General features: G+C 64.0%; 21 protein-coding genes and 4 pseudogenes. 19 read left to right on the forward strand and 6 right to left on the reverse strand.

Annotated features, from left to right (window positions below; all coding sequences use genetic code 11):
• The first annotated feature begins 67 nt into the window (after positions 1-67).
• The 6 genes and pseudogenes from KPB06_RS20010 to KPB06_RS20035 form a co-directional block, all read left to right on the forward strand.
• Positions 68-847: a Smr/MutS family protein gene (locus tag KPB06_RS20010; RefSeq protein WP_059574123.1), complete on the forward strand. Its 780-nt coding sequence runs from the start codon at positions 68-70 to the stop codon at positions 845-847.
• On the forward strand, positions 807-1,457 hold the full coding sequence (locus KPB06_RS20015) for a trimeric intracellular cation channel family protein (RefSeq protein ID WP_275906243.1): 651 nt from the start codon (positions 807-809) through the stop codon (positions 1,455-1,457). The genes KPB06_RS20010 and KPB06_RS20015 overlap by 41 nt, the downstream gene beginning before the upstream one ends.
• Before the next feature lie 166 nt (positions 1,458-1,623).
• A complete protein-coding gene (locus KPB06_RS20020) occupies positions 1,624-2,193 on the forward strand; it encodes a PAAR domain-containing protein (RefSeq protein WP_146075204.1) in 570 nt (189 codons plus the stop codon).
• Between the two features lie 2 nt (positions 2,194-2,195).
• Positions 2,196-3,020: a hypothetical protein gene (locus tag KPB06_RS20025; RefSeq protein ID WP_275906244.1), complete on the forward strand. Its 825-nt coding sequence runs from the start codon at positions 2,196-2,198 to the stop codon at positions 3,018-3,020.
• Positions 3,021-3,033: 13 nt separating this feature from the next.
• On the forward strand, positions 3,034-3,234 hold the full coding sequence (locus KPB06_RS20030) for a hypothetical protein (protein ID WP_059574127.1): 201 nt from the start codon (positions 3,034-3,036) through the stop codon (positions 3,232-3,234).
• A gap of 9 nt (positions 3,235-3,243) precedes the next feature.
• A pseudogene (locus KPB06_RS20035) lies at positions 3,244-3,324 on the forward strand (trimeric intracellular cation channel family protein); the annotation flags it as partial.
• A gap of 73 nt (positions 3,325-3,397) precedes the next feature.
• Here the strand turns inward: KPB06_RS20035 and KPB06_RS20040 are convergent.
• The 4 genes from KPB06_RS20040 to KPB06_RS20055 all read right to left on the reverse strand — a co-directional run bounded on the left by KPB06_RS20040 (position 3,398) and on the right by KPB06_RS20055 (position 7,799).
• The gene (locus tag KPB06_RS20040; RefSeq protein ID WP_059638886.1) at positions 3,398-4,516 is read right to left on the reverse strand and encodes an ABC transporter ATP-binding protein; all 1,119 of its coding nucleotides are present in this window, start codon (positions 4,514-4,516) and stop codon (positions 3,398-3,400) included.
• A gap of 111 nt (positions 4,517-4,627) precedes the next feature.
• Positions 4,628-5,485: a carbohydrate ABC transporter permease gene (locus KPB06_RS20045; RefSeq protein ID WP_011544828.1), complete on the reverse strand. Its 858-nt coding sequence runs from the start codon at positions 5,483-5,485 to the stop codon at positions 4,628-4,630.
• Positions 5,475-6,413 (reverse strand): carbohydrate ABC transporter permease, encoded by a 939-nt coding sequence (locus KPB06_RS20050; protein WP_059499909.1) that lies wholly within the window; start codon positions 6,411-6,413, stop codon positions 5,475-5,477. The genes KPB06_RS20045 and KPB06_RS20050 overlap by 11 nt, the downstream gene beginning before the upstream one ends.
• Positions 6,414-6,551: 138 nt before the next feature.
• The gene (locus tag KPB06_RS20055; protein ID WP_275906245.1) at positions 6,552-7,799 is read right to left on the reverse strand and encodes an ABC transporter substrate-binding protein; all 1,248 of its coding nucleotides are present in this window, start codon (positions 7,797-7,799) and stop codon (positions 6,552-6,554) included.
• A 430-nt stretch (positions 7,800-8,229) separates the two neighbouring features.
• On the opposite strand from KPB06_RS20055, the gene zwf reads away from it, so the two are divergent.
• From zwf to KPB06_RS20095, 8 genes and pseudogenes are all read left to right on the forward strand, one after another.
• On the forward strand, positions 8,230-9,699 hold the full coding sequence (gene zwf / locus KPB06_RS20060) for a glucose-6-phosphate dehydrogenase (RefSeq protein WP_059638885.1): 1,470 nt from the start codon (positions 8,230-8,232) through the stop codon (positions 9,697-9,699).
• An 88-nt stretch (positions 9,700-9,787) separates the two neighbouring features.
• Positions 9,788-10,468, forward strand: a complete 681-nt coding sequence (gene pgl, locus KPB06_RS20065; RefSeq protein WP_059638884.1) for a 6-phosphogluconolactonase — start codon at positions 9,788-9,790, stop codon at positions 10,466-10,468.
• Entirely contained in the window at positions 10,446-12,374 is a 1,929-nt protein-coding gene (locus KPB06_RS20070; protein WP_059574132.1) for a bifunctional transcriptional regulator/glucokinase, read from the forward strand. Before pgl ends, KPB06_RS20070 begins: the two co-directional genes overlap by 23 nt.
• A gap of 337 nt (positions 12,375-12,711) precedes the next feature.
• On the forward strand, positions 12,712-13,359 hold the full coding sequence (locus KPB06_RS20075; protein ID WP_275906246.1) for a hypothetical protein: 648 nt from the start codon (positions 12,712-12,714) through the stop codon (positions 13,357-13,359).
• Entirely contained in the window at positions 13,356-14,048 is a 693-nt protein-coding gene (locus KPB06_RS20080; RefSeq protein WP_124657646.1) for a hypothetical protein, read from the forward strand. The genes KPB06_RS20075 and KPB06_RS20080 overlap by 4 nt, the downstream gene beginning before the upstream one ends.
• Positions 14,049-14,100: 52 nt before the next feature.
• Positions 14,101-14,361: pseudogene (locus KPB06_RS20085) on the forward strand (bifunctional transcriptional regulator/glucokinase); the annotation flags it as partial.
• 346 nt (positions 14,362-14,707) lie between these two features.
• Positions 14,708-15,211, forward strand: coding sequence for a type VI secretion system amidase effector protein Tae4 (locus KPB06_RS20090; protein ID WP_275906247.1), 504 nt, complete (start codon positions 14,708-14,710; stop codon positions 15,209-15,211).
• On the forward strand, positions 15,208-15,669 hold the full coding sequence (locus KPB06_RS20095; protein ID WP_275906248.1) for a type VI secretion system amidase immunity protein Tai4: 462 nt from the start codon (positions 15,208-15,210) through the stop codon (positions 15,667-15,669). The genes KPB06_RS20090 and KPB06_RS20095 overlap by 4 nt, the downstream gene beginning before the upstream one ends.
• 171 nt (positions 15,670-15,840) lie before the next feature.
• Here KPB06_RS20095 and KPB06_RS20100 read toward each other — a convergent pair.
• Positions 15,841-16,068, reverse strand: a pseudogene (locus KPB06_RS20100) (Bcr/CflA family multidrug efflux MFS transporter); the annotation flags it as partial.
• Positions 16,069-16,310: 242 nt separating this feature from the next.
• Here KPB06_RS20100 and KPB06_RS20105 point away from each other — a divergent pair.
• From KPB06_RS20105 to KPB06_RS20115, 3 genes and pseudogenes are all read left to right on the forward strand, one after another.
• Positions 16,311-16,571 (forward strand): annotated as a pseudogene (locus KPB06_RS20105) (bifunctional transcriptional regulator/glucokinase); the annotation flags it as partial.
• 335 nt (positions 16,572-16,906) lie between these two features.
• Positions 16,907-17,299 (forward strand): DUF1493 family protein, encoded by a 393-nt coding sequence (locus KPB06_RS20110; protein WP_275906249.1) that lies wholly within the window; start codon positions 16,907-16,909, stop codon positions 17,297-17,299.
• Positions 17,300-17,741: 442 nt separating this feature from the next.
• Entirely contained in the window at positions 17,742-18,095 is a 354-nt protein-coding gene (locus KPB06_RS20115) for a hypothetical protein (RefSeq protein WP_275906250.1), read from the forward strand.
• A gap of 277 nt (positions 18,096-18,372) precedes the next feature.
• Here the strand turns inward: KPB06_RS20115 and KPB06_RS20120 are convergent, their stop codons facing one another.
• On the reverse strand, positions 18,373-19,590 hold the full coding sequence (locus KPB06_RS20120) for a Bcr/CflA family multidrug efflux MFS transporter (RefSeq protein WP_059574136.1): 1,218 nt from the start codon (positions 19,588-19,590) through the stop codon (positions 18,373-18,375).
• Positions 19,591-19,838: 248 nt separating this feature from the next.
• On the opposite strand from KPB06_RS20120, the gene KPB06_RS20125 reads away from it, so the two are divergent.
• A complete protein-coding gene (locus KPB06_RS20125) occupies positions 19,839-20,291 on the forward strand; it encodes a hypothetical protein (RefSeq protein WP_034182952.1) in 453 nt (150 codons plus the stop codon).
• 178 nt (positions 20,292-20,469) lie between these two features.
• Positions 20,470-21,753, forward strand: a complete 1,284-nt coding sequence (gene hemL / locus KPB06_RS20130) for a glutamate-1-semialdehyde 2,1-aminomutase (RefSeq protein WP_060313002.1) — start codon at positions 20,470-20,472, stop codon at positions 21,751-21,753.

The following is a 21,753-nucleotide window of genomic DNA, read 5'->3' on the forward strand; positions in this document are numbered from 1 at the left end:
CGCTGCCGCCGCGCAGCGGCTTTTTTTCTGCCCGCGCGCCCGAACGCGCCTGCCCCGTTACCGAATCATGGCGAAGAACCAGCCCCACCCGAGCGATCCCGCGAAGCGGAAGATCGCTGCCCGCCCCGTGACCCCGGCGCCCGAGGCGCCGCCGCCCGCCCTCGACGCGGCCGCGTTGCGCGGCCAGGGCCTCGCGGGCCTCGGCGCGCTGCGCAAGTCGCTGCAAGGCGAAGCCGATCGTCGCGAACGCGCGCGCATCGAAACCGAGAAGGCCGAGCGCAAGGCGGAAGCCGACGCGAATCTGTTCCGCAACGAGATCGGCGCGATCCGGCCGCTGAACGCGCCGCCGCGCGCGTCGTCGGGCCGCACGCCGCCCGACCCGGTGCCGAAGCAGACGCAGCGCGACGAGCAAGCCGTGCTGAACGCGACGCTGTCCGACGAGTTCGATCCCGAGACGCTGCTCGACAGCGACGACTCGCTGTATTACCACCGCCCCGGCATCAGCCGCGACGTCGTGCGCAGGCTGAGGAGCGGTGCGTGGATCGTGCAGGCGCAGATCGATCTGCACGGCATGCGGCGCGACGAAGCGCGCGACGCGCTCGCCGAATTCATCCGCGAAGCCGGCAAGAAAGGGCTGCGCTGCCTGCGCGTGATCCACGGCAAGGGGCTCGGCTCGATCGGCAAGGAACCCGTGCTGAAGGGCAAGGTGCGCGCCTGGCTCGTGCAGAAGGAGGAAGTGATCGCATTCTGCGAGGCGCGCGGCCACGACGGCGGCGCGGGCGCGGTGCTCGTGCTGCTGCAGCCGCATGCGACGCCGGCCGACCGGGGGCCGCGTGCCGCATCCTAGGCTGACGCTCGCGATCGCGGTACTGGAGGCGATCGCCACGCTCGCCTTCGCGATTTCGGGGTTCATCGAGGCGCGCAAGAACCGCCTCGACTCGGTCGGCACGTTCGTCGTCGCGCTCGCGACCGCCTTCGGCGGCGGCACGCTGCGCGACATCCTGCTCGAGCGCCGGCCGTTCTACTGGGTCGTGCACGACGACTACGTGATCGCGATCTTCGTGCTCGCGCTGTTCGCGCCGTTCGTACTGCGGATGCTGTCGCGGCTGTCGGCCGAACGGCTGCTGCTGATCGCCGACGCGATCGGGCTCGGCATCTTCAGCATCTCGGGCACGTCGATCGCACTCGACGCCGAAATGCCGCGCTTCATCGCGGTGATGATGGGCGTGATTACCGGCGTGGTCGGCGGGATCGTCCGCGACGTGCTGTGCAACGACATCCCGCTGATCCTGCGCGATTCGCGGCCGTACGCGACCTGCGCGTTCGTCGGCTGCTGGTTCTACCTGCTGCTCGTGTGGCTGCAGTTCGACTCGGTGTACAGCGTGCTGCTCGCGACCGGCTTCATCCTCGCCGCGCGGCTCGCGACGTTCAAGTTGGATGTGCGGTTGCCGCATTGAATCCGGGCATTGTTTGAGGCACGAGGGGCCGTCGAAACCGGCTTCTCGTCGCCGCACGCCGGTGATCCGAAAACGCCCGATCGATCGGACACAGTTTTTTACAATTCCCTTTCGCAATCGACAACCCCGTGCTACGTTTCGCCCGACAAACGCGAACGGGTGCGGCATGACTATTTTTTACGCGGTAGTTGAAGGCGATCCGCTGGATAGCGGCGGCTACGTACTCGATGGCGGTAAGTGCGGAACGATCGTCGATGACGACGGCAAACGCCGGAAAATCACGTTCGTCGGACAACGCGCGTGGTGCAGCACATGCGAGAGCGTCGGGACAATTGAGGCGGCCCCTGGCGCGCCGAGCAAAAAGCGACTGCGCGACTTCACTTCCGCGGGACGAGTTCAAGCCCTGAGCAACGATTGGGTCAGATGTGGCTGTGAGCGCCCTCCCCGCATCATTTCCCGATACGGCCGTCGATGGAAAATAGACGCTTCGGATTGCAACATTGGCATCGAATCCGTGCTCGTCGCAACAGATACGGTCACGCCAACGGCCCAGCTCGTCTACACCGATCGCTTCATTCTTCGGGACACCGCGGGTACCCCGCTGAGCGACGTCGCTTACGCATTGCAGCGAGACACCGGGGCGTTTGAATACGGACGAACGGACGCGCACGGACAAACGCACTTGCTCGCGTCCACTTCCTGTGCCGAAAACATCACGATCTATCTCGCGGAATAGTCATGCCCGAACGCGTCCACATTTCTCCTGAAGGCAATCGATACAAACGGATCGCGGCACGTAAGACCACGCCGACAAACGAGCCGTCGCCGAAACCCGTCACCGTCCGATTCAAGACATTCTGGAAAACGGTCCGCAGATGGACCGACGCCGACGTCGGCGAATACCAGCGCGCAATTCCGCAACTGGCACAACAGCTGCAGAAGGAAACGTACTGGGACCGCAACGGCAGTACGCGTGAGAATCGATTTACATGCGAGGACTTCGCGCTACGGTTACTCGTCCAGTTCGCGGCCCTGCGCGGGTTGCCGCTCAAGTTGACCACCGGTGTGCGCAGTTATCGAAACATGGAAATCTACGGCGAATCGGAACACCAGCGATACGATTCGACGATGTACGGTTTCGCCGAGATGGTCGCGCTGACTTTCGGCGCACCGGACACACAACGCACCGGTTCGAATACCGTACGGCTTACGACGGCCGACTCGCTCCGCCCGGGAGACATGCTCGTACAGGCCAATGATCGCGCAGGCATCGGGCATCACGTTCAGTTGGTCACGCGCACCGCGCCCTCGTCCGTTTCGATCATGCAGGGCAATTCGAGCGGTGTGATCGTCCGTCCATTCACGACGATCATGAGGATATTCGGCCACAATCGTGCAGATCCGCAAAGCGCCAGTTATGCAGGTATGAGCGTCGAAAACGGGTACTACACCCCCGGCGAGGAAGGGTGGGACTACAGAAACGAGACCACAGGCGCCGAAGTGAAGGACTTTCTAAAGCAATTCCAGCTGTATCGCTGGAATTTCGCTGCATTCAATCAGTAATGCCGAGGCAAGGATGCGTGCGTTCTTTTCGGTAATCGCAGATAGCGACCTGTTCGGTACACTCGCGACCGTTTGTTTGGTCGTCGCCGTGGCCGGCCTGTTCTCCACCGTCCGCCGCTCGAGATTTTATTTTCCGGCCGTCTTCGCGTGCCTTCTGTTCATGCCGCTCATGCATGCGATCGGTTCGTATCTCTTGTCATTGCCGAGTCCGTGATTGCCTCCATACAGCGTGCTGCTCGCGACCGGCTTCATCCTCGCCGCGCGGCTCGCGACGTTCAAGTTCGACGTGCGGTTGCCGCATTGACGCGGCACCGGCATGCACAGACGAAAGGGGCCGTTTCGAAACGGCCCCTTCTTCATTCAGCGCATCCAGTGCCTCACGCGATCCGTTCTTCCGACGCCGGATCGAACAGCACGGCCTTCGACACGTCGAACAGCAGCGACTGCGTCTGCCCCGGCTGCGGGTTCGCGGCCGGATGCACGCGGCTCACGATCCGCTTGCCGTTCACCTGCGCGAACACGTGCGTGTCCGGCCCGGTCGGCTCGGTCACGTCGACGCGCACGTCGATCGGCTGCAGCTTCGACGCCTCGCCGTGATGTGCGTTGCGCGCGTCGGTGATGCGCTCCGGGCGCAACCCGAGAATCACCTCGCGGCCCACGTGCGACTTCAGCTTCGCCGCGTCGAACGGCAGGTTCAGCGCGCTGCGCGCGAGGCCCGTGTCGATCTCGAGCGCGATGCCGCTGCCCTGCTCGACCAGGCGGCCGTTGATGAAGTTCATCGGCGGCGCGCCGATGAAGCCCGCGACGAACAGGTTCGACGGCGAATCGTAGATCTCCTGCGGCGCGCCGAACTGCTGGACCACGCCGTCCTTCATCACCGCGATCCGGTCGCCGAGCGTCATCGCCTCGATCTGGTCGTGCGTCACGTAGACGATCGTCGTGCCGAGACGCTGGTGCAGCAGCTTGATTTCCGCGCGCATCTCGATGCGCAGCTTCGCGTCGAGGTTCGACAGCGGTTCGTCGAACAGGAACAGCGACGGATCGCGTGCGAGCGCGCGGCCCATCGCGACGCGCTGGCGCTGGCCGCCCGACAGCTGGCCCGGCTTGCGGTCGAGCAGATGCTGGATCTGCAGCATCGCCGACACGCGATCGACGATCTGCTGCTGCTCGTTCTTCGGCACCTTGCGAATGTTCAGACCGAACGAGATGTTCTCGCGCACCGTCATCGACGGATACAGCGCGTACGACTGGAACACCATCGCGATGTCGCGATCCTTCGGCGACAGGTCGTTGACGACCTTGCCGTCGATGCAGATCTCGCCGCTCGTGACCGTCTCGAGCCCGGCGATCATGTTGAGCAGCGTCGATTTCCCGCAGCCCGAGCCGCCGACCAGGATCAGGAACTGTCCGTCCTCGATCTCGATGTCGACACCCTTCAGGACCGGCACCCCGTTCGGGTAGGTCTTGTACACGTCACGGATGGAAAGGCTTGCCATGCTGTGAATCCTCTGTCTCGTCTCGCGCGGCGCACGCCGGCGCCGCGTCGGGTTCGTTTCGATGCGCCGCGCGGGGTGCGCGGCCGGTTCGTCGTATCGGAAAAGCCGCGCTTACCCCTTCACCGCGCCTGCCGTCAGCCCGCGCACGAAGTAGCGGCCGGCGACGATGTAGACGAGCAGCGTCGGCAGCGCCGCGATGATCGCGCCGGCCATGTCGACGTTGTATTCCTTCACGCCCGTCGACGTGTTGACGAGGTTGTTCAGCGCGACCGTGATCGGCATCGAATCGACGCCGGAGAACACGATCCCGAACAGGAAGTCGTTCCAGATCTGCGTGAACTGCCAGATCAGGCACACCATGAAGATCGGCAGCGACACCGGCAGCAGGATCTTCGTGAAGATCGTGAAGAAGCCCGCGCCGTCGATGCGCGCGGCCTTCACGAGTTCGGCCGGCACGCTCACGTAGAAGTTGCGGAAGAACATCGTCGTGAACGCGATCCCGTACACGACGTGCACGAACACGAGGCCCGGAATCGTGTTCGCGAGGCCGAGCATCCCCTGCAGGCGCGCCATCGGCAGCAGGATCACCTGGAACGGAATGAAGCAGCCGACCAGCATCATCGTGAACAACGCGTCCGCACCGCGAAAGCGCCAGTGGGTGAGCACGTAGCCGTTGAACGCGCCGATCAGCGACGAGATCAGCACGGCCGGGATCACCATCTGCAGCGAGTTCAGGAAGAACGGCTTCATCCCGTCGCAGCGCACGCCGGTGCAGGCGCCGCTCCATGCCTTCACCCACGGGTCGACGGTCCACGTGGTGGGCGGCGTCAGCAGGTTGCCGGTGCGCAACTGGTCGAGGTCCTTGAACGACGTCGACAGCATCACGTAGATCGGAAACAGGAAATACAGCGCGAACAGGATCAGTGCCGCATAGATCACTGCCCGGCTGATCGTCATCTTAGGCTGCATTGCGGGTGCTCCTCGATTCCATATACATCAGCGGCACCAGCACCGCGACCACGGTCGCGAGCATCATCACCGAGGACGCCGCGCCGAGCCCGAGCTGGCCGCGGTTGAACGAAAACGTGTACATGAACATGGCCGGCAGCGACGACGACGTGCCCGGGCCGCCCGCCGTCAGCGCGACGACGAGGTCGAAGGTCTTGATCGTGATGTGGCAGAGGATCAGCAGCACCGAGAAGAACACCGGGCGCATGCTCGGGATCACGATCTTGCGGTAGATGGTCGGCAGCGTCGCGCCGTCGACCTGCGCGGCCTTGAAGATCTCGCCGTCGACGCCGCGCAGCCCCGCGAGGAACAGCGCCATCACGAAGCCGGTCGACTGCCACACGGCCGCGATCACCACGCAGAAGATCGCCTTGTCCGGATCGTCGAGCCAGCCGAACGAGAAGCTCGTCCAGCCCCAGTCGTGCATCACCTTCTCGAGGCCGAGGCCGGGGTTCAGGATCCACTGCCACGCGGTGCCCGTGACGATGAACGACAGCGCCATCGGGTACAGGAAGATCGCGCGCAGCGCGCCTTCGTTGCGGATCCGCTGGTCGAGCAGGATCGCGAGGAACAGCCCGAGCGCGACGCAGATCGCGATGAACGGGATCCCGAACCAGCCGAGGTTCGCGGCGGAGGTCCACCACACGTCGTTCTGGAACAGGTCCGTGTAACGGCCGAAACCGTCGAATTCGTAGTTGGGCAACAGCCGCGAGTTGGTCAGCGACAGATAGCCGGTAATCAGGATGAAGCCGTAGATGAACACGACGGCGATCGCGACGCTCGGCGCGAGCACGAGCTTCGGGATCCAGCGATCGGCGAAGGCCGACATCGGCGACGTACGCCGTGCGGCGGCAGCGCCGGATCCGTTTCCGCTAAGAGGGGCAGCCACTTGATTCGACTCCTGGAACGAGGGCGACGCAGGCCTGGCCGGCGCCGGGTACGGCACGGGCTCGCGGGCGAGCCCGTTTGCTGCACATGCAAAAACGCCCGGCCGATGAAGCGTGTCCGGCCGGGCGCCTGGCGCGCGTTACTTGACCTTCGCGGCCTTCGCGAGCGCGGCGACCGCGCTCTTCGAATCCTGCTGCGAGTTCATGAACTTCGTCACGACGTCCGTGATCGCGCCGGCGGTCGCGTCGCCTTGCGCCATGCCGTGCGCGAGCGACGGCACGAAACCGCCCGACTTGATCGCGGTCTGCTCGTCGGCATACGACTTCTTCGCGCAGTCGTCGAACTTGTCCATCTTCACGCCGAGACGCACCGGCACCGAGCCCTTCAGCAGGCTGAACTGCTCCTGGAAGTCCGGCGTCATGATCGTCTTCGCGAGCGCGAGCTGGCCCGGCGTCGCGTTCTTCTCGCCCTTCTGCTGGAAGAACACGAACGAATCGACGTTGAACGTGTACGCGTTCGCCGTGCCCGGCACCGGTGCGCAGATGTAGTCCTTGCCCGACTTCTTGCCCGCGTTCTCGAACTCGCCCTTCGCCCAGTCGCCCATGAACTGCATGCCGGCCTTGCCGTTGATGACCATCGCGGTCGCGAGGTTCCAGTCGCGGCCGTTACGGCCGGTATCGAAGTAGCCCTGGATCTTGCGCACCGTGTCGAATACCGACACCATCTGCGGCGACGTCAGCGTCGCCTGGTCGAGGTCGACCAGCGCCTTCTTGTAGAACGCCGGGCCCTGCGACAGCACGACGTCCTCCCACAGCGTCAGGTCCTGCCACGGCTGGCCGCCCATCGCGATCGGCTGGATGCCCGCGGCCTTCAGCTTGTCGGCCACCGCGAAGAATTCAGGCCAGGTGGTCGGCACCTTCGCGCCGACCTTGTCGAGCGCGGCCTTGTTGATGTACAGCCAGTTGACGCGGTGCACCGAGAACGGCGCGGCGACGGTATGGCCCTTGTACCTGATGATCTTGTCGATTTCCGGCGGCAGGTTCTGCTTCCAGTCGCCGGCGGCCGAATCGATGTTGACGAGCACGCCCTGGTCGGCCCAGTCCTGGATCAGCGGGCCCTTGATCTGCGCGGCCGACGGAGAATCGCCGCTGATCACCTTGGTCTTCAGCGCGGTCATCGCCGCGGCACCGGCGCCGCCCGCGACCGCGAAATCCTTCCACACGTAGCCCTGCTTCTGCAGGTCGTCCTTCAGCACGCCGACGGCCTTCGACTCGCCGCCCGAGGTCCACCAGTGCAGCACGGTTACGTTCTCGGCTGCCTGCGCCGCCACGGCGCCAGCCATCAGGCCTGCGGCGCAGAGCGCGCCCATGATCGAGCGAACTTTCATTACTTATCTCCTCCAGACTGAATCAACTCGTGAGGTTCCCTGACCAGGAACCGGCTTCTTGATAACGACGGGGAAATCGAGCCGCGGGACGCATGCAGCGTACGGGGCCGATGACCGGCCGGGCTCTTACAGAAAGCGTGAATCGAGATTCAACGGCGTGTCTCCTCTTTGTGTTTCTGGCCCGCCGCGATGATGCGACGCGAGCCCGGGGCCGACGGCGCGCCGACGATGCGCACCGCCAATGTCCGATAACATTCGGCACAAGGCGCTCCCGAAGGCGAAGCTCGCGCAGTTCATCGACCGCACTTCTTTTTTTCTTCGCCCAGGTGCTACCCCTTGCGGCGGATTGTAGTTAAACTACAATTCAGTGTCAAAAATATTTTTATCGCACTACGGATCGCTTCCGGGCACCCCAACACGGCGGAGACACATGCATACCGATTCCAGCTTTACCTTCGTACTTTTCGGCGGCACCGGCGATTTGTCGATGCGCAAGATCCTGCCCGCGCTGTTCGAAGCGCACCGCGCGAACATGCTGGCGGCGAGCGGCCGGATCGTCGCCGTGGCGCGACACGAATCGGATCGGGCAGCCTATCTCGAATGGGTCGACACACACGTGAAGCCGCATGCGGCGAAGGCGGCCGGCAACGCGTTCGACGACGCCGCGTGGAAGTCCTTCCTCGATCGCATCGACTACGTGCACCTCGATCTCGGCCGCGCGGAAGACTACGGCGTGCTGCGCGACGCGGTGGCGTCGCTGCCCGGCATCCGCGTGTTCTATCTCGCGACGGGCCCGTCGCTGTTCGTGCCGATCTGCAAGGCGCTCGCGTCGGTCGGCCTGAACGAAGACTCGCGCATCGTGCTCGAGAAGCCGCTCGGCTACGACCTGAAATCGTCGAACGCGATCAACGACGCGGTCGGCGAGATCTTCGCGGAAGGCCAGATCTACCGGATCGACCATTACCTCGGCAAGGAGCCGGTACAGAACCTGCTCGCGCTGCGCTTCGGCAATGCGCTGTTCGAGCCGCTGTGGCGCCGCGAATGGGTCGAGAGCATCCAGATCACGATCGCCGAGGAGCTCGGCGTCGAGGCGCGCGGCGACTTCTACGACAATACCGGCGCGCTGCGCGACATGGTGCAGAACCACTTGCTGCAGTTGCTGTCGATCGTCGCGATGGAGCCGCCGCACTCGATGGATTCCGACTCGGTGCGCGACGAGAAGCTGCGCGTGCTGCGCGCGCTGAAGCCGATCGATCCGCGCGACATCGGCAAGGTTGCCGTGCGCGGCCAGTATCATGCGGGCGTGATCAAGGGCGCGCAGGTGCCGGCCTACGCGACCGAGCCGGGCGTGAAGCCCGACAGCCAGACCGAGACCTTCGTCGCGCTGAAGGTCGAGATCGAGAACTGGCGCTGGGCCGGCGTGCCGTTCTTCCTGCGCACCGGCAAGCGGCTGGCCGACCGCGTCGCGGAGATCGTCGTCAACTTCCGCCCGGTGCCGCATTCGGCGCTCGGGCCGACCGCGCTGCGCCCCGGTTCGAACCGCCTCGTGATCCGGCTGCAGCCGAACGAGACGATCCGCCTGTACTGCCTCGCGAAGCAGCCGGGCGAAGGGATGAACCTCGCGAGCGTGCACCTCGACCTCGCGTTCGACCAGTTCTTCAAGGAAGGGCAGATGGAGGCGTACCAGCGCCTGCTGCTCGACGTGATCAACGGCCGGCTCGCGCTGTTCGTGCGTCGCGACGAACAGGAAGCGGCATGGCAATGGGTCGAGCCGATCCTGAACGAATGGGCGCGCACGCTGAAGCCGCCGAAGCCGTACGCGGCGGGCACGTGGGGGCCGGCCGCGTCGAGCGCGATGCTCGCGCAGCACGATACCTGCTGGCTCGAAGAAGAAAACTGATGCAAACCGTTGCCGCGTACGCCACCGTACGCGGCAACGTGCCCCACGATTCGTACGATTTGAACAGACAAAGCAGTCCGGAGGAGATGTGATCGAGATCCACGCTTTCGACACCCAGGAAGCGCAAAGCGAAGCGCTCGCGCGCGCCGTCGGCGATGCGCTGCGCGCGGCGCTCGCCGGCCCCGCGCGCCCGTTGCTCGCGGTGTCCGGCGGCACCAGCCCGCGCCCGTTCCTGCACACGCTGTCGCACGCGGCGCTCGACTGGGCCGGCGTCGACGTCACGCTGGTCGACGACCGCTGGGTGCCGGACGATGACGCGGCCAGCAACGCGCAACTCGTGCGCGACACGCTGCTGCAGCACGCGGCGGCCCCTGCCCGCTTCCTGCCGCTCGTCGACACGCGCAGCACGCTCGACGCGCACGTCGCCGCGCTGAACGCAAACGCCGACTACCGCGTGCCGAGCGTCGCGGTGCTCGGCATGGGCGAGGACGGCCACACCGCGTCGATCTTCGCCGACGCACCCGAATGGGACCACGCGATCACGACGCCGGAACGCTTCGTCGCCGTGCATCCGGGCGCGGCGCCGCATGCACGCGTGAGCTATTCGCTCGATGCGCTCAAGCGCGTCGACCGGCTGTTCCTGCTGATCGCGGGCGAGCGCAAACGCGACGTGCTCGACGCCGCGGCCGCGTCGCTGCAGAAGAACGCGATTTCCCAACTGGCCAACGACAAGGGGACCCAGCTCGATGTCTACTGGTGTGCAAAGTAAGGCGGTCGTCGCGGGTCAGCATGCCGACGGCCCGCGCCTGCTCGCGGACGTCGGCGGCACCAACGCGCGCTTCGCGCTGGAAACCGGCCCCGGCGAGATCACGCAGATCCGCGTGTATCCCGGCGCCGACTATCCGACGATCACCGATGCGATCCGCAAATACCTGAAGGACGTGAAGATCAGCCGCGTGAACCACGCGGCGATCGCGATCGCGAACCCGGTCGACGGCGACCAGGTCACGATGACGAACCACGACTGGAGCTTCTCGATCGAGGCGACGCGCCGCGCGCTCGGCTTCGACACGCTGCTGGTCGTCAACGATTTCACCGCGCTCGCGATGGCGCTGCCGGGCCTGACCGATGCGCAACGCGTGCAGGTGGGCGGCGGCGCGCGGCGCCAGAACAGCGTGATCGGCCTGCTCGGGCCCGGCACCGGGCTCGGCGTGTCGGGGCTGATCCCCGCGGACGACCGCTGGATCGCGCTCGGCAGCGAGGGCGGCCACGCGTCGTTCGCGCCGCAGGACGAGCGCGAGGATCTGGTGCTGCAGTACGCGCGCAAGAAGTTTCCGCACGTGTCGTTCGAGCGCGTGTGCGCGGGCCCCGGCATGGAGATCATCTATCGCGCGCTCGCCGCGCGCGACAAGAAGCGCGTCGCGGCATCCGTCGACACGGTCGAGATCGTCGAGCGCGCGCATGCGGGCGATGCGCTCGCGCTCGAGACGGTCGAATGCTTCTGCGGGATTCTCGGCGCGTTCGCGGGCAGCGTCGCGCTCACGCTCGGCGCGCTCGGCGGCGTGTACATCGGCGGCGGCGTCGCGCTGAAGCTGGGCGAACTGTTCACGCGCTCGTCGTTCCGCGCGCGCTTCGAGGCGAAGGGCCGCTTCACGCACTACCTCGAGAACATCCCGACGTACCTGATCACCGCCGAATATCCGGCGTTCCTCGGTGTGTCGGCGATTCTCGCGGAACAGTTGTCGAACCGTTCCGGCGGCGCGTCGTCGGCGGTGTTCGAGCGAATCCGCCAGATGCGCGACGCGCTGACGCCGGCCGAGCGCCGCGTGGCCGATCTCGCGCTGAACCATCCGCGCTCGATCATCAACGATCCGATCGTCGACATCGCGCGCAAGGCCGACGTGAGCCAGCCGACCGTGATCCGCTTCTGCCGCTCGCTCGGCTGCCAGGGGCTGTCGGATTTCAAGCTGAAGCTCGCGACCGGCCTCACCGGCACGATCCCGATGAGCCACAGCCAGGTGCACCTCGGCGATACGGCCACCGACTTCGGCGCGAAGGTGCTCGACAACACGGTGTCCGCGATCCTGCAACTGCGCGAGCACCTGAATTTCGAGCACGTCGAGAACGCGATCGAGATCCTGAACGGCGCGCGGCGCATCGAGTTCTACGGGCTCGGCAACTCGAACATCGTCGCGCAGGACGCGCACTACAAGTTCTTCCGCTTCGGGATTCCGACGATCGCGTACGGCGACCTGTACATGCAGGCCGCATCGGCCGCGCTGCTCGGCAAGGGCGACGTGATCGTCGCGGTGTCGAAGTCGGGACGCGCGCCCGAGCTGCTGCGCGTGCTCGACGTCGCGATGCAGGCGGGCGCAAAGGTGATCGCGATCACGTCGAGCAACACGCCGCTCGCGAAGCGCGCGACCGTCGCGCTCGAGACCGACCACATCGAGATGCGCGAGTCGCAGTTGTCGATGATCTCGCGAATCCTGCATCTGCTGATGATCGACATCCTCGCGGTGGGCGTCGCGATCCGTCGCGCATCGACCAACGGCGAGCTGCCGGAGGCGGTCGCGCAGGCGCGGGCACGCGCCACCGACGACGAAACGGCCGACGTGCTCGACTGGTTGAGTCATGGGGCTTCGCCGGCGGCGAAGGACGTCGCGCGGGATTGATGCAGCGGTAAAAAAACGCCTCGGTGAACGACACCCCGAACGCTGGATTCAGGCCCGGCGTTCGGGGTGTTTTGCATTGGGGAGCCGCTTGGCGTTGGTGTGCCGCTGTGGGCGAATCGACGAATTAACACTGTGCAACAAGGCCACGTCTTTGCAATTCGAGCTGCATCGCCAATGGTGACAAGGCTGCCGTGCCCGTAACGTCGGTACGCGAATTACTGAACGAGAGCGCTTTGATCGAAAATCGAAGTATGGTCGGAAGCATCTTTTGCACCGTGCACGATTCTCAACGCAAGTCACGGGTCCGAACGTATCTCGATTAACCATCAACACCGCCATGTCCGACCCCAACGCCCCCGCATCCGGCAGCATCCCTTATTCGATAGGCATGGCGAGCGCCATCCGCATCCCAATACCCGGCACGCAAGGCCTGTGCATAGAATTGCGGCCGCGAGGCGCCATGCCCAAGCGAGGCTCGACCTCCACGCTTTTTTTCCAGGACGTATCGGGGCGCAAGCATCTCCGTCTGGATTACGGATACAACGTCCAGACGAAGACGGTCGATTATCATTGGAATCAACGAGGCACGTACGAAACGTTCGGTATCAGCGACCATACGCCAATCAAGCAATTAGGAGCGGTCGCGTATCGTTCGGCCAAATATTTTCGCCATGCTGGACGTGTGCTTGCGATTTTCGGCGTTGCGCTTGACATCGCATCCGTTGTCGTAGCCAGTCGCCCCATTCGTCGTGCATCCGAGGTCACTGCTGGATGGGCGCTCGCGTGGATCGGCTGCAAGACTGTAGGACCTGTGGGGGCGTCGATCGGCTCCCTGGGAACACCGCTTGGCACGGCAATCGGCGGTTTGGCTGGCTGCGTGATTGGCGGATACGCCGGATATCAGGCGGGCGCCACACTAGGCGGCACCATTTATGACTGGGGTGATGCTGTCTTCACGCCATTACCTCACGCAAAAACGCAATGAGCGCCCCCACGATTCTCGTCTGCGAGACGCCAACCCTTTCGCAGTGGCAACTCGGTCCATTGCCGCCGCCAGCCGCCGACGTCATCCTGATTGGCTGGCACGTCGAACCGCGCGCCGTCGACGCCGGTGTACCGCCCGGCGTCGCTGACGTACTCGCCCGCGCACTCACTTCCGTCGCGACCCTGACCTTTCCTGTCGTACCGCCCGCTAAACAAGCGATCGCACTGTCATCGAGCGACGATACGTCGCAGCCGTTGCATATTGCCGGCCTCGCGGCCCATGCACGCGCCGCGGTACATCGCGGGACTGCACGCACCGTGCTCGTTTCGACACATGCCGTCGACACAGCGAAGCTCCTGTTCGACGCACCCGGCTATGCGTGGGACAGTCAGGCACAAGTCGTGCTGATCTCGGAGCATCACGCGCCCGCCCCGATCGTTTCACGAGACACCCTGCAGGCGCTTGCCGGCGACAACTGGATACGGCACGCCGCAACCGAACAAAAAACACCGCGCGCGCATCACCTGGTCGGTGTCATGCGCCCCGGGGTCGATGGTGATATCGCCGGTATTCTGTCGCTCACTTCCGCGTTCACGCGCTCGCTGACCCGCGCTTTGCAAACCACCGCGCATCGCGCGGGCTTCGCATGGCAATCGCTATCTGAACAAGCATTCACGAATGCGCTGTAGTCGCTCTTCGCTGCTCTCGCGCATTCGGACCAGGACATCGCAAGAATCGCGTTCGCGCGCGACCGTCACGCTCGAAACCGATCACATCGGGATGCGCGAGTCGCAGCTGTCGATGATCTCGCGGGTCCTGCATCTGCTGATGATCGACATCCTCGCGGTCGGCGCCGCGATCCGTCGCGCGTCGACCAACGGCGAGCTGCCGGAGGCGGTCGCGCAGGCGCGGGCACGCGCCACCGACGACGAAACGGCCGACGTGCTCGACTGGTTGAGTCATGGGGCTTCGCCGGCGGCGAAGGACGTCGCGCGGGATTGATGCTTCGGCGAAACGCCGTCGATCCACGGCACCCCGAACGCTGGATTCAAGCCCGGCGTTCGGGGTGTTTCGCATGAGCGGCACCGGCGCGAACAACGGCGGCTCGGCAGGTATCGACGATGCCTTCTGCCTATGCCTACGCGAGACGTCCTACGTTCGTACATGCGCCCATTTTCGAACAAGTCCAATTGTCAGCAGTTGCCCAGGCTCGGTAACTTCCTTCACTGCATGTGATGTCTCCATGTCGATCCGACGCAAAAAATAGCGCGCTTCGCAAAAAGCAACGATACGCGTCTCGGGTATTGGCATCGGCAGCATCGCGTTCACCCAATATGCGGAGAAGAGAATGCCGAGACCACGTTTTTCTGCTGCATGGGCAGCAGCAATGCGAATTTATGCCCCGATAAACTCTGCGGAAAAAGTCGCTCTGATGATTGGCGGCAATGTGGCCACCAATATCAACAGCAGGGACCCGAAGTTACGTTGGGATAATACCTGTGCCGTGCGGCTGAGCTATATTCTCGGCCAAGCCGGCATGCCGATACCTTACATCCCGGGGCAAACTGTATCTGGCGCGGACAAGCGCTGGTACTTCTTCCGCGTCAAGAACCTCATCCACTTTCTCGAGCAGCGATGGGGCAAAGCGGAGGTGATCAGATTTCCGCCGCCCCGAGGAGGCAACGCCCTGACAAACCGGCAGGGGATCATTCTCTTCGAGGTATCGGGTTGGTCGAATGCCACCGGGCATGCAACCCTTTTCAATGGAAGTACCTGTTACGATCAGTGCTATTTCAACGAGCCGGGAGCCAATTACCGCACCGATCGCGCTCACTTCTGGAGCCTGCCATGAGAAGAAATCCGCTGTTATCGAGCGTGATGTTGTGGGCACTGACGCTAGGGGCGCAGTCGAGCCATGCGACGGATACCGCGTCGTCACCGCAAGCAAGCGCCCGTTCCTATGCGCAGAACTACAAAGACATGGTGCTCGCGGAATGTGTCGCAACCGCTTATCGGGATCAACCTTCTGCTGCGATGGATGCGGGAAGCAGCGCCAGCGCCCTGATGGACTGGACATACTTCGATCTGGAGCGGAACCCCGACGCGGGCAAATCGCTGGTCAATCGCTTTCTCGCACGCGACTATCGCAATCCGATCGTCGAATCCGAAGTCAAAGGCGTGAAATTCGATTTTTTGAAATGCCTGGATCTGTACCACAGCAAGGAACTCGACGCCCAAGCCAAGCGGTTCGTGATCAACCCAAAGCGCAGCTACGAACTCGACAATCGTTCGTCTGACCGTTCCAGGTGACGCGGGCTTGAAAAGACAAATGCATGGGCCGCATTGACGACACGCGCATCCGGACACCGCGAAATTGCTGTTCGACGCGACGGGGGTGCCTGCGAGGTGATCAGAAGCAAATCGCGGCCCAGGCTCGTTCACGCACCACGGTTCCCTCGCCCGCCTGTCCCGTCACGCCGCTCAGGCGCCCGCCTTCACCGGCCGTCCGTGCCAGCGCAGCACGAGATAGCGCCCAACGAAGCACAGCACGCCGGTGACGCCGATCGTCGCGCCCGCGTTGTGCGGATAACGGTGCATCAGGTCGGTCGTGCAGTTCGCGGACAGGATCCCGACCACGCTGACGACGAAGAACAGGCACACGACGATCGACCACACCCCGCCCAACCCCGTCAGCGCGACGAACGCGATACAGCCGCAGCAACCGAACAAAAAACATCGCACGCGCATCACCTGGTCGGCGTCATGCGCCCCGGCCGGTATTCTGTCGCTCACTCCCGCGTTCACGCGCTCGCTGACCCGCGCTTTGCAAACCACCGCGCATCACGCGGGCTTCGCATGGCAATCCCTATCTGAACAAGCATTCACGAATGCGCTGTAGTCGCTCTTCGCTGCTCTCGCGCATTCGGACCAGGACATCGCAAGAATCGCGTTCGCGCGCGACCGTCACGCTCGAAACCGATCACATCGGGATGCGTGAGTCGCAGTTGTCGATGATCTCGCGGGTCCTGCATCTGCTGATGATCGACATCCTCGCGGTCGGCGCCGCGATCCGTCGCGCGTCGACCAACGGCGAGTTGCCGGAGGCGGTCGCGCAGGCGCGGGCACGCGCCACCGACGACGAAACGGCCGACGTGCTCGACTGGTTGAGTCATGGGGCTTCGCCGGCGGCGAAGGACGTCGCGTGGGATTGACGCTTCGGCGAAACGCCGTCGATCCACCACACCCCGAACGCTGGATTCAAGCCCGGCGTTCGGGGTGTTTCGCATGAGCGGCACCGGCGCGAACAACAGGGGCTCGGCAGGTATCGACGACGCCTTCTGCCGAGGGCGCGCGTGACGTCATACGTTCGTACACGCTCCCATTTTCGAACAAGTCCAATTGTCAGCAGTCGCCCAGGCTCGGTAACTTCCTTCACTCCGCGTGATGCCGCCATCCCGGTCCGACGCGAGAAATGACGCGTTTCTCACGGAGCCCCGGTTGGCATCGACAGCATCACGTTCATCCAGTTTGCGGAGAGAGGTATGCCTTGAGCCAGTTTACATGGAACGAGTTCGAGGATTTTGTGAGAAGGGAGGCCGATGTTAGTCCCAAAAAAATTCTCACAAAAGGTCATGCCGTCGAGGGTGATTTGGATATCACTGGTGACGATGCGATCGAGTTTATGGAGAGCTTCTTCGATAAATTTCCGGTGCAGGTCGAAGATTTTGAGTTCAATCGCTACTTCTCAGGAGAGGGCTTTAGCTTGGTTGAAGTGGCGCGGATGGTTTTCTCCAGAAAACGCCGAGAAAAATATGACAAAGCACCACTGACTCTAGGCATGCTCTATCAGGCTATTTTGGATGGAGAGTGGAACAATCAGCGCTTGGAAAGCGCTGCCGCGCTGATTGCACCTCGACAAACAGACCAGTTTATTTTTTAGGCGATGTTTCCGCGACGAAAGAAATAAATCGATCAACCGACAGAAATTTCACACCCAATACATCACAACTACCACTCGAATTCAGCAGATTTCCCACCAACACGAGCGGGATTATTGCCCCCCTAAAACAAGCTCGACTATGAATTATTATATTCCTCGACGTCCCTCAACCTGGGAAAATCGACCGGATCCGTCGGAGCAGATCTATGGAAATTCGCAAAAGAGTATTACGGCCTGACCGGGGCAACGATTCTAGTCGGAGCAGGAGGAATCCCAATCAAAAAATCGTTGCTTGGAAATCCAGTGACAGGAAATTCAAGCAAGTACACAAATATCATCAGATCATCAGCGACATTGGAGTTAGGTTTTTCCCGAAGTTATTATTGCGGCTCGGTTCGATTGCAAACTGTGATTGATGCAGCCCTCACAGGAAAGTACGCGTATGATGCAAGACACGGAAACCAAACATCAAGCACCACCCTCGAAAGAAAAAATCATTGAAACCGTAATCGACATTTTTGTAAGGGAAATTGCATTCATCGACCGCGGCGAAGTGTCAAAAAACACGAACATACTTGACGATTTTAAAATATATCATGATGACATCTCCTTATTCTTGTTATCGGTGTTTCGCCACTTCAACATGCCAATAATAAACAACCCAGACTGTCCACCCACAATAGAAGGAATTTCGAATTTTGTGTTCGACTACCTTTCTTCCGACAAAAAGCGCGAAGAGCCCCCCAGTCAAAAGGGATTCTGGCGGAGGCGTTTAAAATCGATGCGAGCACATTGAGAAACCTGCTCTCCTTCGCCAACTTTGGCAACGCAAAGGCGGCGGGACGGGGCAGGAGTGACTATCGACGCATCGAACCCTGCCTGGAAACCCGCGGTTCAAGCCCATGACAGAGAAAAGTGTCGACTGGAAATTAGATGCGGTATTGGGGTTACCGCGAACCGTCATGGATATCTCGTGAACAAGCTACCGTACGCGACACACTGAGAAGCACCTAGCGACGCGGCTGCGTTCACGCATCCGAACACCTGCCCGCCCACCTATCCCGCCAAGCGAATCAAGCTCCCGCCTTCACCGGCCGTCCGTGCCAGCGCAGCACCAGATAACGCCCGACGAAACACAACACGCCGGTAACGCCGATCGTCACGCCCATCGCGAACGGCGTGCCGTCCGCGAGCGCGCCGATCGCGACGCTCGCCAGCGCACCGAGCGCGAGCTGCATCGCGCCGAACACGGCCGCCGACGCGCCCGCGTTGTGCGGATAGCGGTGCATCAGGTCGGTCGTGCAGTTCGCGGACAGGATCCCGACCACGCCGACGACGAAGAACAGGCACACGACGATCGACCACAGCCCGCCCAACCCCGTCAGCGCGACGAACGCGACCGCGAGCGACGCGATGCAGCTTACGAGCGATGCGGCCGAGATGATGCGCAGCGAGCCGATGCGGCCGACGAGCCGCGTGTTCGCGAAGTTGCCGATCATGATCCCGACGACGTTCAGGCCGAACAGCAGCCCGTAGTGCTGCGGCGACACGTGGAAATACTCGATGTACACGAACGGCGTCGCGGTGATGTACGAGAACATCGACGCGAACGCCATCCCGCCGCACAGCATGTGCCCCCATGCGACGGGATCGGACAGGATGCGCCCGTACGACGCGAACGACGCGAGCACGGCCGCGCTCTTGCGCCGCTCCTTCGGCCAGGTTTCGGGCACGCGCAGGTACGCGGTCGTCGCGCAGATCGCGCCGAACACGGCCAGCACGACGAACACGCCGCGCCAGCCGGAGAAACGCAGGATCTGGCCGCCGATCAGCGGCGCGAGCAGCGGCCCGACCGCGGTGACGATCGCGACCATCGACAGCACCTTCGCCGCATCGCTCGGCTCGTGCGCGTCGCGCGCGATCGCACGCGCGAGCACCGACGCGGCGCCGGCGCCGAGCGCCTGCAGGAAACGCACGACGATCAGCATGTCGATCGAACCCGACACGAAGCAGCCGATGCTCGCGAGCGTGAACAGCGCAATGCCGCCGAGCAACACGGGGCGGCGGCCCCACGTATCGGACAGCGGGCCGTACAGCAGCATGCCGATCGAGAAGCCGGCCATGAAGCTCGTCAGCGTGCGCTGCGCGGCGCCGGCGCTGACGGAGAAGCTGTCGGCGATCGACGGCAGGCTCGGCAGGTACATGTCGGTGGCGATCGGCCCGCAGGCCGCGAGCGCGCCGAGCAACAGGATCAGCCGGGCATCGGGCCGGCGCCGGACGACGTGAGACATGGGTATCCGGAATGGGAGCCCGCGCGCTTCGGGGCGCGCGTGGCGGTGAAGACGGGAAGCCGCGCCGCAAGCGACGCGTTCAGGCCCATGATTGTACGCGCAACTTTTTTGCGTGCCTTGGGCAGCGTGCGGCGGCACCCCGCGAAACACCCACGTTCGTCATGCGCCGAACGAACGCGCGGGCGGATTCGATTAAGCTTGCTGCTGCTTGCCTCTCTCGTCTGACCATTCGACGTACGACCCACCCGATGACCGCTTTCCTACTGATCTGGAGCCCCAAGAAATGGCCGTGGCCCGAGCTGCCCGACGTCGCCGCGCGCGTGAAGGCCGGCGAGGCCGTGCATGACGTGTGGGGCTGCGGCTTCGCGCGCGGCATCCTGCCGGGCGACCGCGTGTTCCTGCACCGCGTCGCGAAGGAACCGAAGGGCGTGTTCGGCTCCGGCTACGTGACGCGCGCGCCGTACGAGGTGCCCGATCCGTCGACGAAGCGCGGCTACCGGCTGTGCATTGACTTCGTGTACGACTGGCTGGTCGATGCGCATCAGGACGTCGTAATCGCGCGCGACGCGCTGCGCGTCCATCCGTATTCGGTCCAGACCTGGGATGCGCAGAGCTCCGGCACGTCGATCAAGCCGATGGTCGAAGGCCCGCTCGAAAAGCGCTGGGCCGAACTGACCGGCAAGCGCAAGCCGCCGCGATAAGCGGAAACCGGGGTCGCATCACGCGCGCCTTTCCGGCCGGCCGATGCCGCGCGCCGAAAGGCCGCAGACCGGCCGGCGGGCTTGCCGCGCGCGTCTCCGGTACAATCGGACGATCGTTCCGCCCAGGCGCCGCGGCCCGTGCACCGGCCCCCGCGCCCTTCTCTCGCAGGTTTCGCTCATGTCCAACAATCAGCTTCTCTTCGAACGCGCCCAGAAGACCATTCCGGGCGGCGTCAACTCGCCGGTGCGCGCGTTCCGGTCGGTCGGCGGCACGCCGCGCTTCGTCGCGCGCGCGCAAGGCCCGTATTTCTGGGATGCCGACGGCAAGCAGTACATCGACTACATCGGCTCGTGGGGCCCGATGATCGTCGGCCACGTCCATCCGGAAGTGCTGTCGGCCGTGCAGAACGTGCTCGCCGACGGCTTCTCGTTCGGCGCCCCGACCGAAGCGGAAATCGAGATCGCCGAGGAAATCTGCAAGCTCGTGCCGTCGATCGAGCAGGTACGCATGGTGTCGAGCGGCACCGAGGCCACGATGAGCGCGCTGCGTCTCGCGCGCGGCTTCACGGGCCGCAGCCGCATCGTCAAGTTCGAGGGCTGCTACCACGGCCACGCGGACAGCCTGCTCGTCAAGGCCGGCTCGGGCCTGCTGACGTTCGGCAACCCGACCTCGGCCGGCGTGCCCGCCGACATCGCGAAGCACACGACCGTCCTCGAATACAACAACGTCGCCGCGCTCGAGGAAGCCTTCGGCGCATTCGGCGACGAGATCGCCGCGGTGATCGTCGAGCCGGTCGCCGGAAACATGAATCTCGTGCGCGGCACGCCAGAATTCCTGGGCGCGCTGCGCGCGCTGTGCACGAAGCACGGCGCCGTGCTGATCTTCGACGAGGTGATGTGCGGGTTCCGCGTCGCGCTCGGCGGCGCGCAGGCGTACTACGGCATCGCGGCCGACCTCACCTGCCTCGGCAAGGTGATCGGCGGCGGGATGCCGGCCGCCGCGTTCGGCGGCCGCCGCGACATCATGGCCCACCTCGCGCCGCTCGGCGGCGTCTACCAGGCCGGCACGCTGTCGGGCAACCCGATCGCGGTCGCCGCGGGCCTGAAGACGCTGCAACTGATCCAGGCGCCGGGTTTCTACGACGCGCTCACCGCGCAGACGAAGCGGCTCGCCGACGGCCTCGCGGCGCAAGCGCGCGCGGCCGGCGTACCGTTCGCGGCCGACTCGATCGGCGCGATGTTCGGCCTGTACTTCGCCGAGCGCGTGCCGGGCAGCTTCGCGGAAGTCACGCAGAGCGACATCGCGCGCTTCAACCGCTTCTTCCACCTGATGCTCGACGAGGGCGTGTACTTCGCGCCGTCCGCATACGAAGCCGGCTTCGTGTCGAGCACACACGACGATGCGGTGATCGACGCGACGCTCGCGGCCGCGCGCCGCGCGTTCGCGGCACTCGCCGCCTGA

The sequence above is a fragment of the Burkholderia semiarida genome (assembly GCF_029268935.1).
Lineage (GTDB): Bacteria > Pseudomonadota > Gammaproteobacteria > Burkholderiales > Burkholderiaceae > Burkholderia > Burkholderia semiarida.

Bases quoted from the DNA above. Each gene is read 5' to 3' on its own strand.
- KPB06_RS20055 (WP_275906245.1), bottom strand. From the start codon at position 7,799: ATGAAAGTTCGCTCGATCATGGGCGCGCTCTGCGCCGCAGGCCTGATG.
- KPB06_RS20080 (WP_124657646.1), top strand. From the start codon at position 13,356: ATGAGCGCCCCCACGATTCTCGTCTGCGAGACGCCAACCCTTTCGCAG.
- KPB06_RS20125 (WP_034182952.1), top strand. From the start codon at position 19,839: ATGACCGCTTTCCTACTGATCTGGAGCCCCAAGAAATGGCCGTGGCCC.
- KPB06_RS20045 (WP_011544828.1), bottom strand. From the start codon at position 5,485: ATGCAGCCTAAGATGACGATCAGCCGGGCAGTGATCTATGCGGCACTG.
- KPB06_RS20020 (WP_146075204.1), top strand. From the start codon at position 1,624: ATGACTATTTTTTACGCGGTAGTTGAAGGCGATCCGCTGGATAGCGGC.
- KPB06_RS20095 (WP_275906248.1), top strand. From the start codon at position 15,208: ATGAGAAGAAATCCGCTGTTATCGAGCGTGATGTTGTGGGCACTGACG.
- KPB06_RS20025 (WP_275906244.1), top strand. From the start codon at position 2,196: ATGCCCGAACGCGTCCACATTTCTCCTGAAGGCAATCGATACAAACGG.
- KPB06_RS20120 (WP_059574136.1), bottom strand. From the start codon at position 19,590: ATGTCTCACGTCGTCCGGCGCCGGCCCGATGCCCGGCTGATCCTGTTG.
- KPB06_RS20090 (WP_275906247.1), top strand. From the start codon at position 14,708: ATGCCGAGACCACGTTTTTCTGCTGCATGGGCAGCAGCAATGCGAATT.
- zwf (WP_059638885.1), top strand. From the start codon at position 8,230: ATGCATACCGATTCCAGCTTTACCTTCGTACTTTTCGGCGGCACCGGC.
- KPB06_RS20070 (WP_059574132.1), top strand. From the start codon at position 10,446: ATGTCTACTGGTGTGCAAAGTAAGGCGGTCGTCGCGGGTCAGCATGCC.
- KPB06_RS20115 (WP_275906250.1), top strand. From the start codon at position 17,742: ATGATGCAAGACACGGAAACCAAACATCAAGCACCACCCTCGAAAGAA.
- KPB06_RS20010 (WP_059574123.1), top strand. From the start codon at position 68: ATGGCGAAGAACCAGCCCCACCCGAGCGATCCCGCGAAGCGGAAGATC.
- KPB06_RS20030 (WP_059574127.1), top strand. From the start codon at position 3,034: ATGCGTGCGTTCTTTTCGGTAATCGCAGATAGCGACCTGTTCGGTACA.
- KPB06_RS20015 (WP_275906243.1), top strand. From the start codon at position 807: ATGCGACGCCGGCCGACCGGGGGCCGCGTGCCGCATCCTAGGCTGACG.
- KPB06_RS20075 (WP_275906246.1), top strand. From the start codon at position 12,712: ATGTCCGACCCCAACGCCCCCGCATCCGGCAGCATCCCTTATTCGATA.
- KPB06_RS20040 (WP_059638886.1), bottom strand. From the start codon at position 4,516: ATGGCAAGCCTTTCCATCCGTGACGTGTACAAGACCTACCCGAACGGG.
- hemL (WP_060313002.1), top strand. From the start codon at position 20,470: ATGTCCAACAATCAGCTTCTCTTCGAACGCGCCCAGAAGACCATTCCG.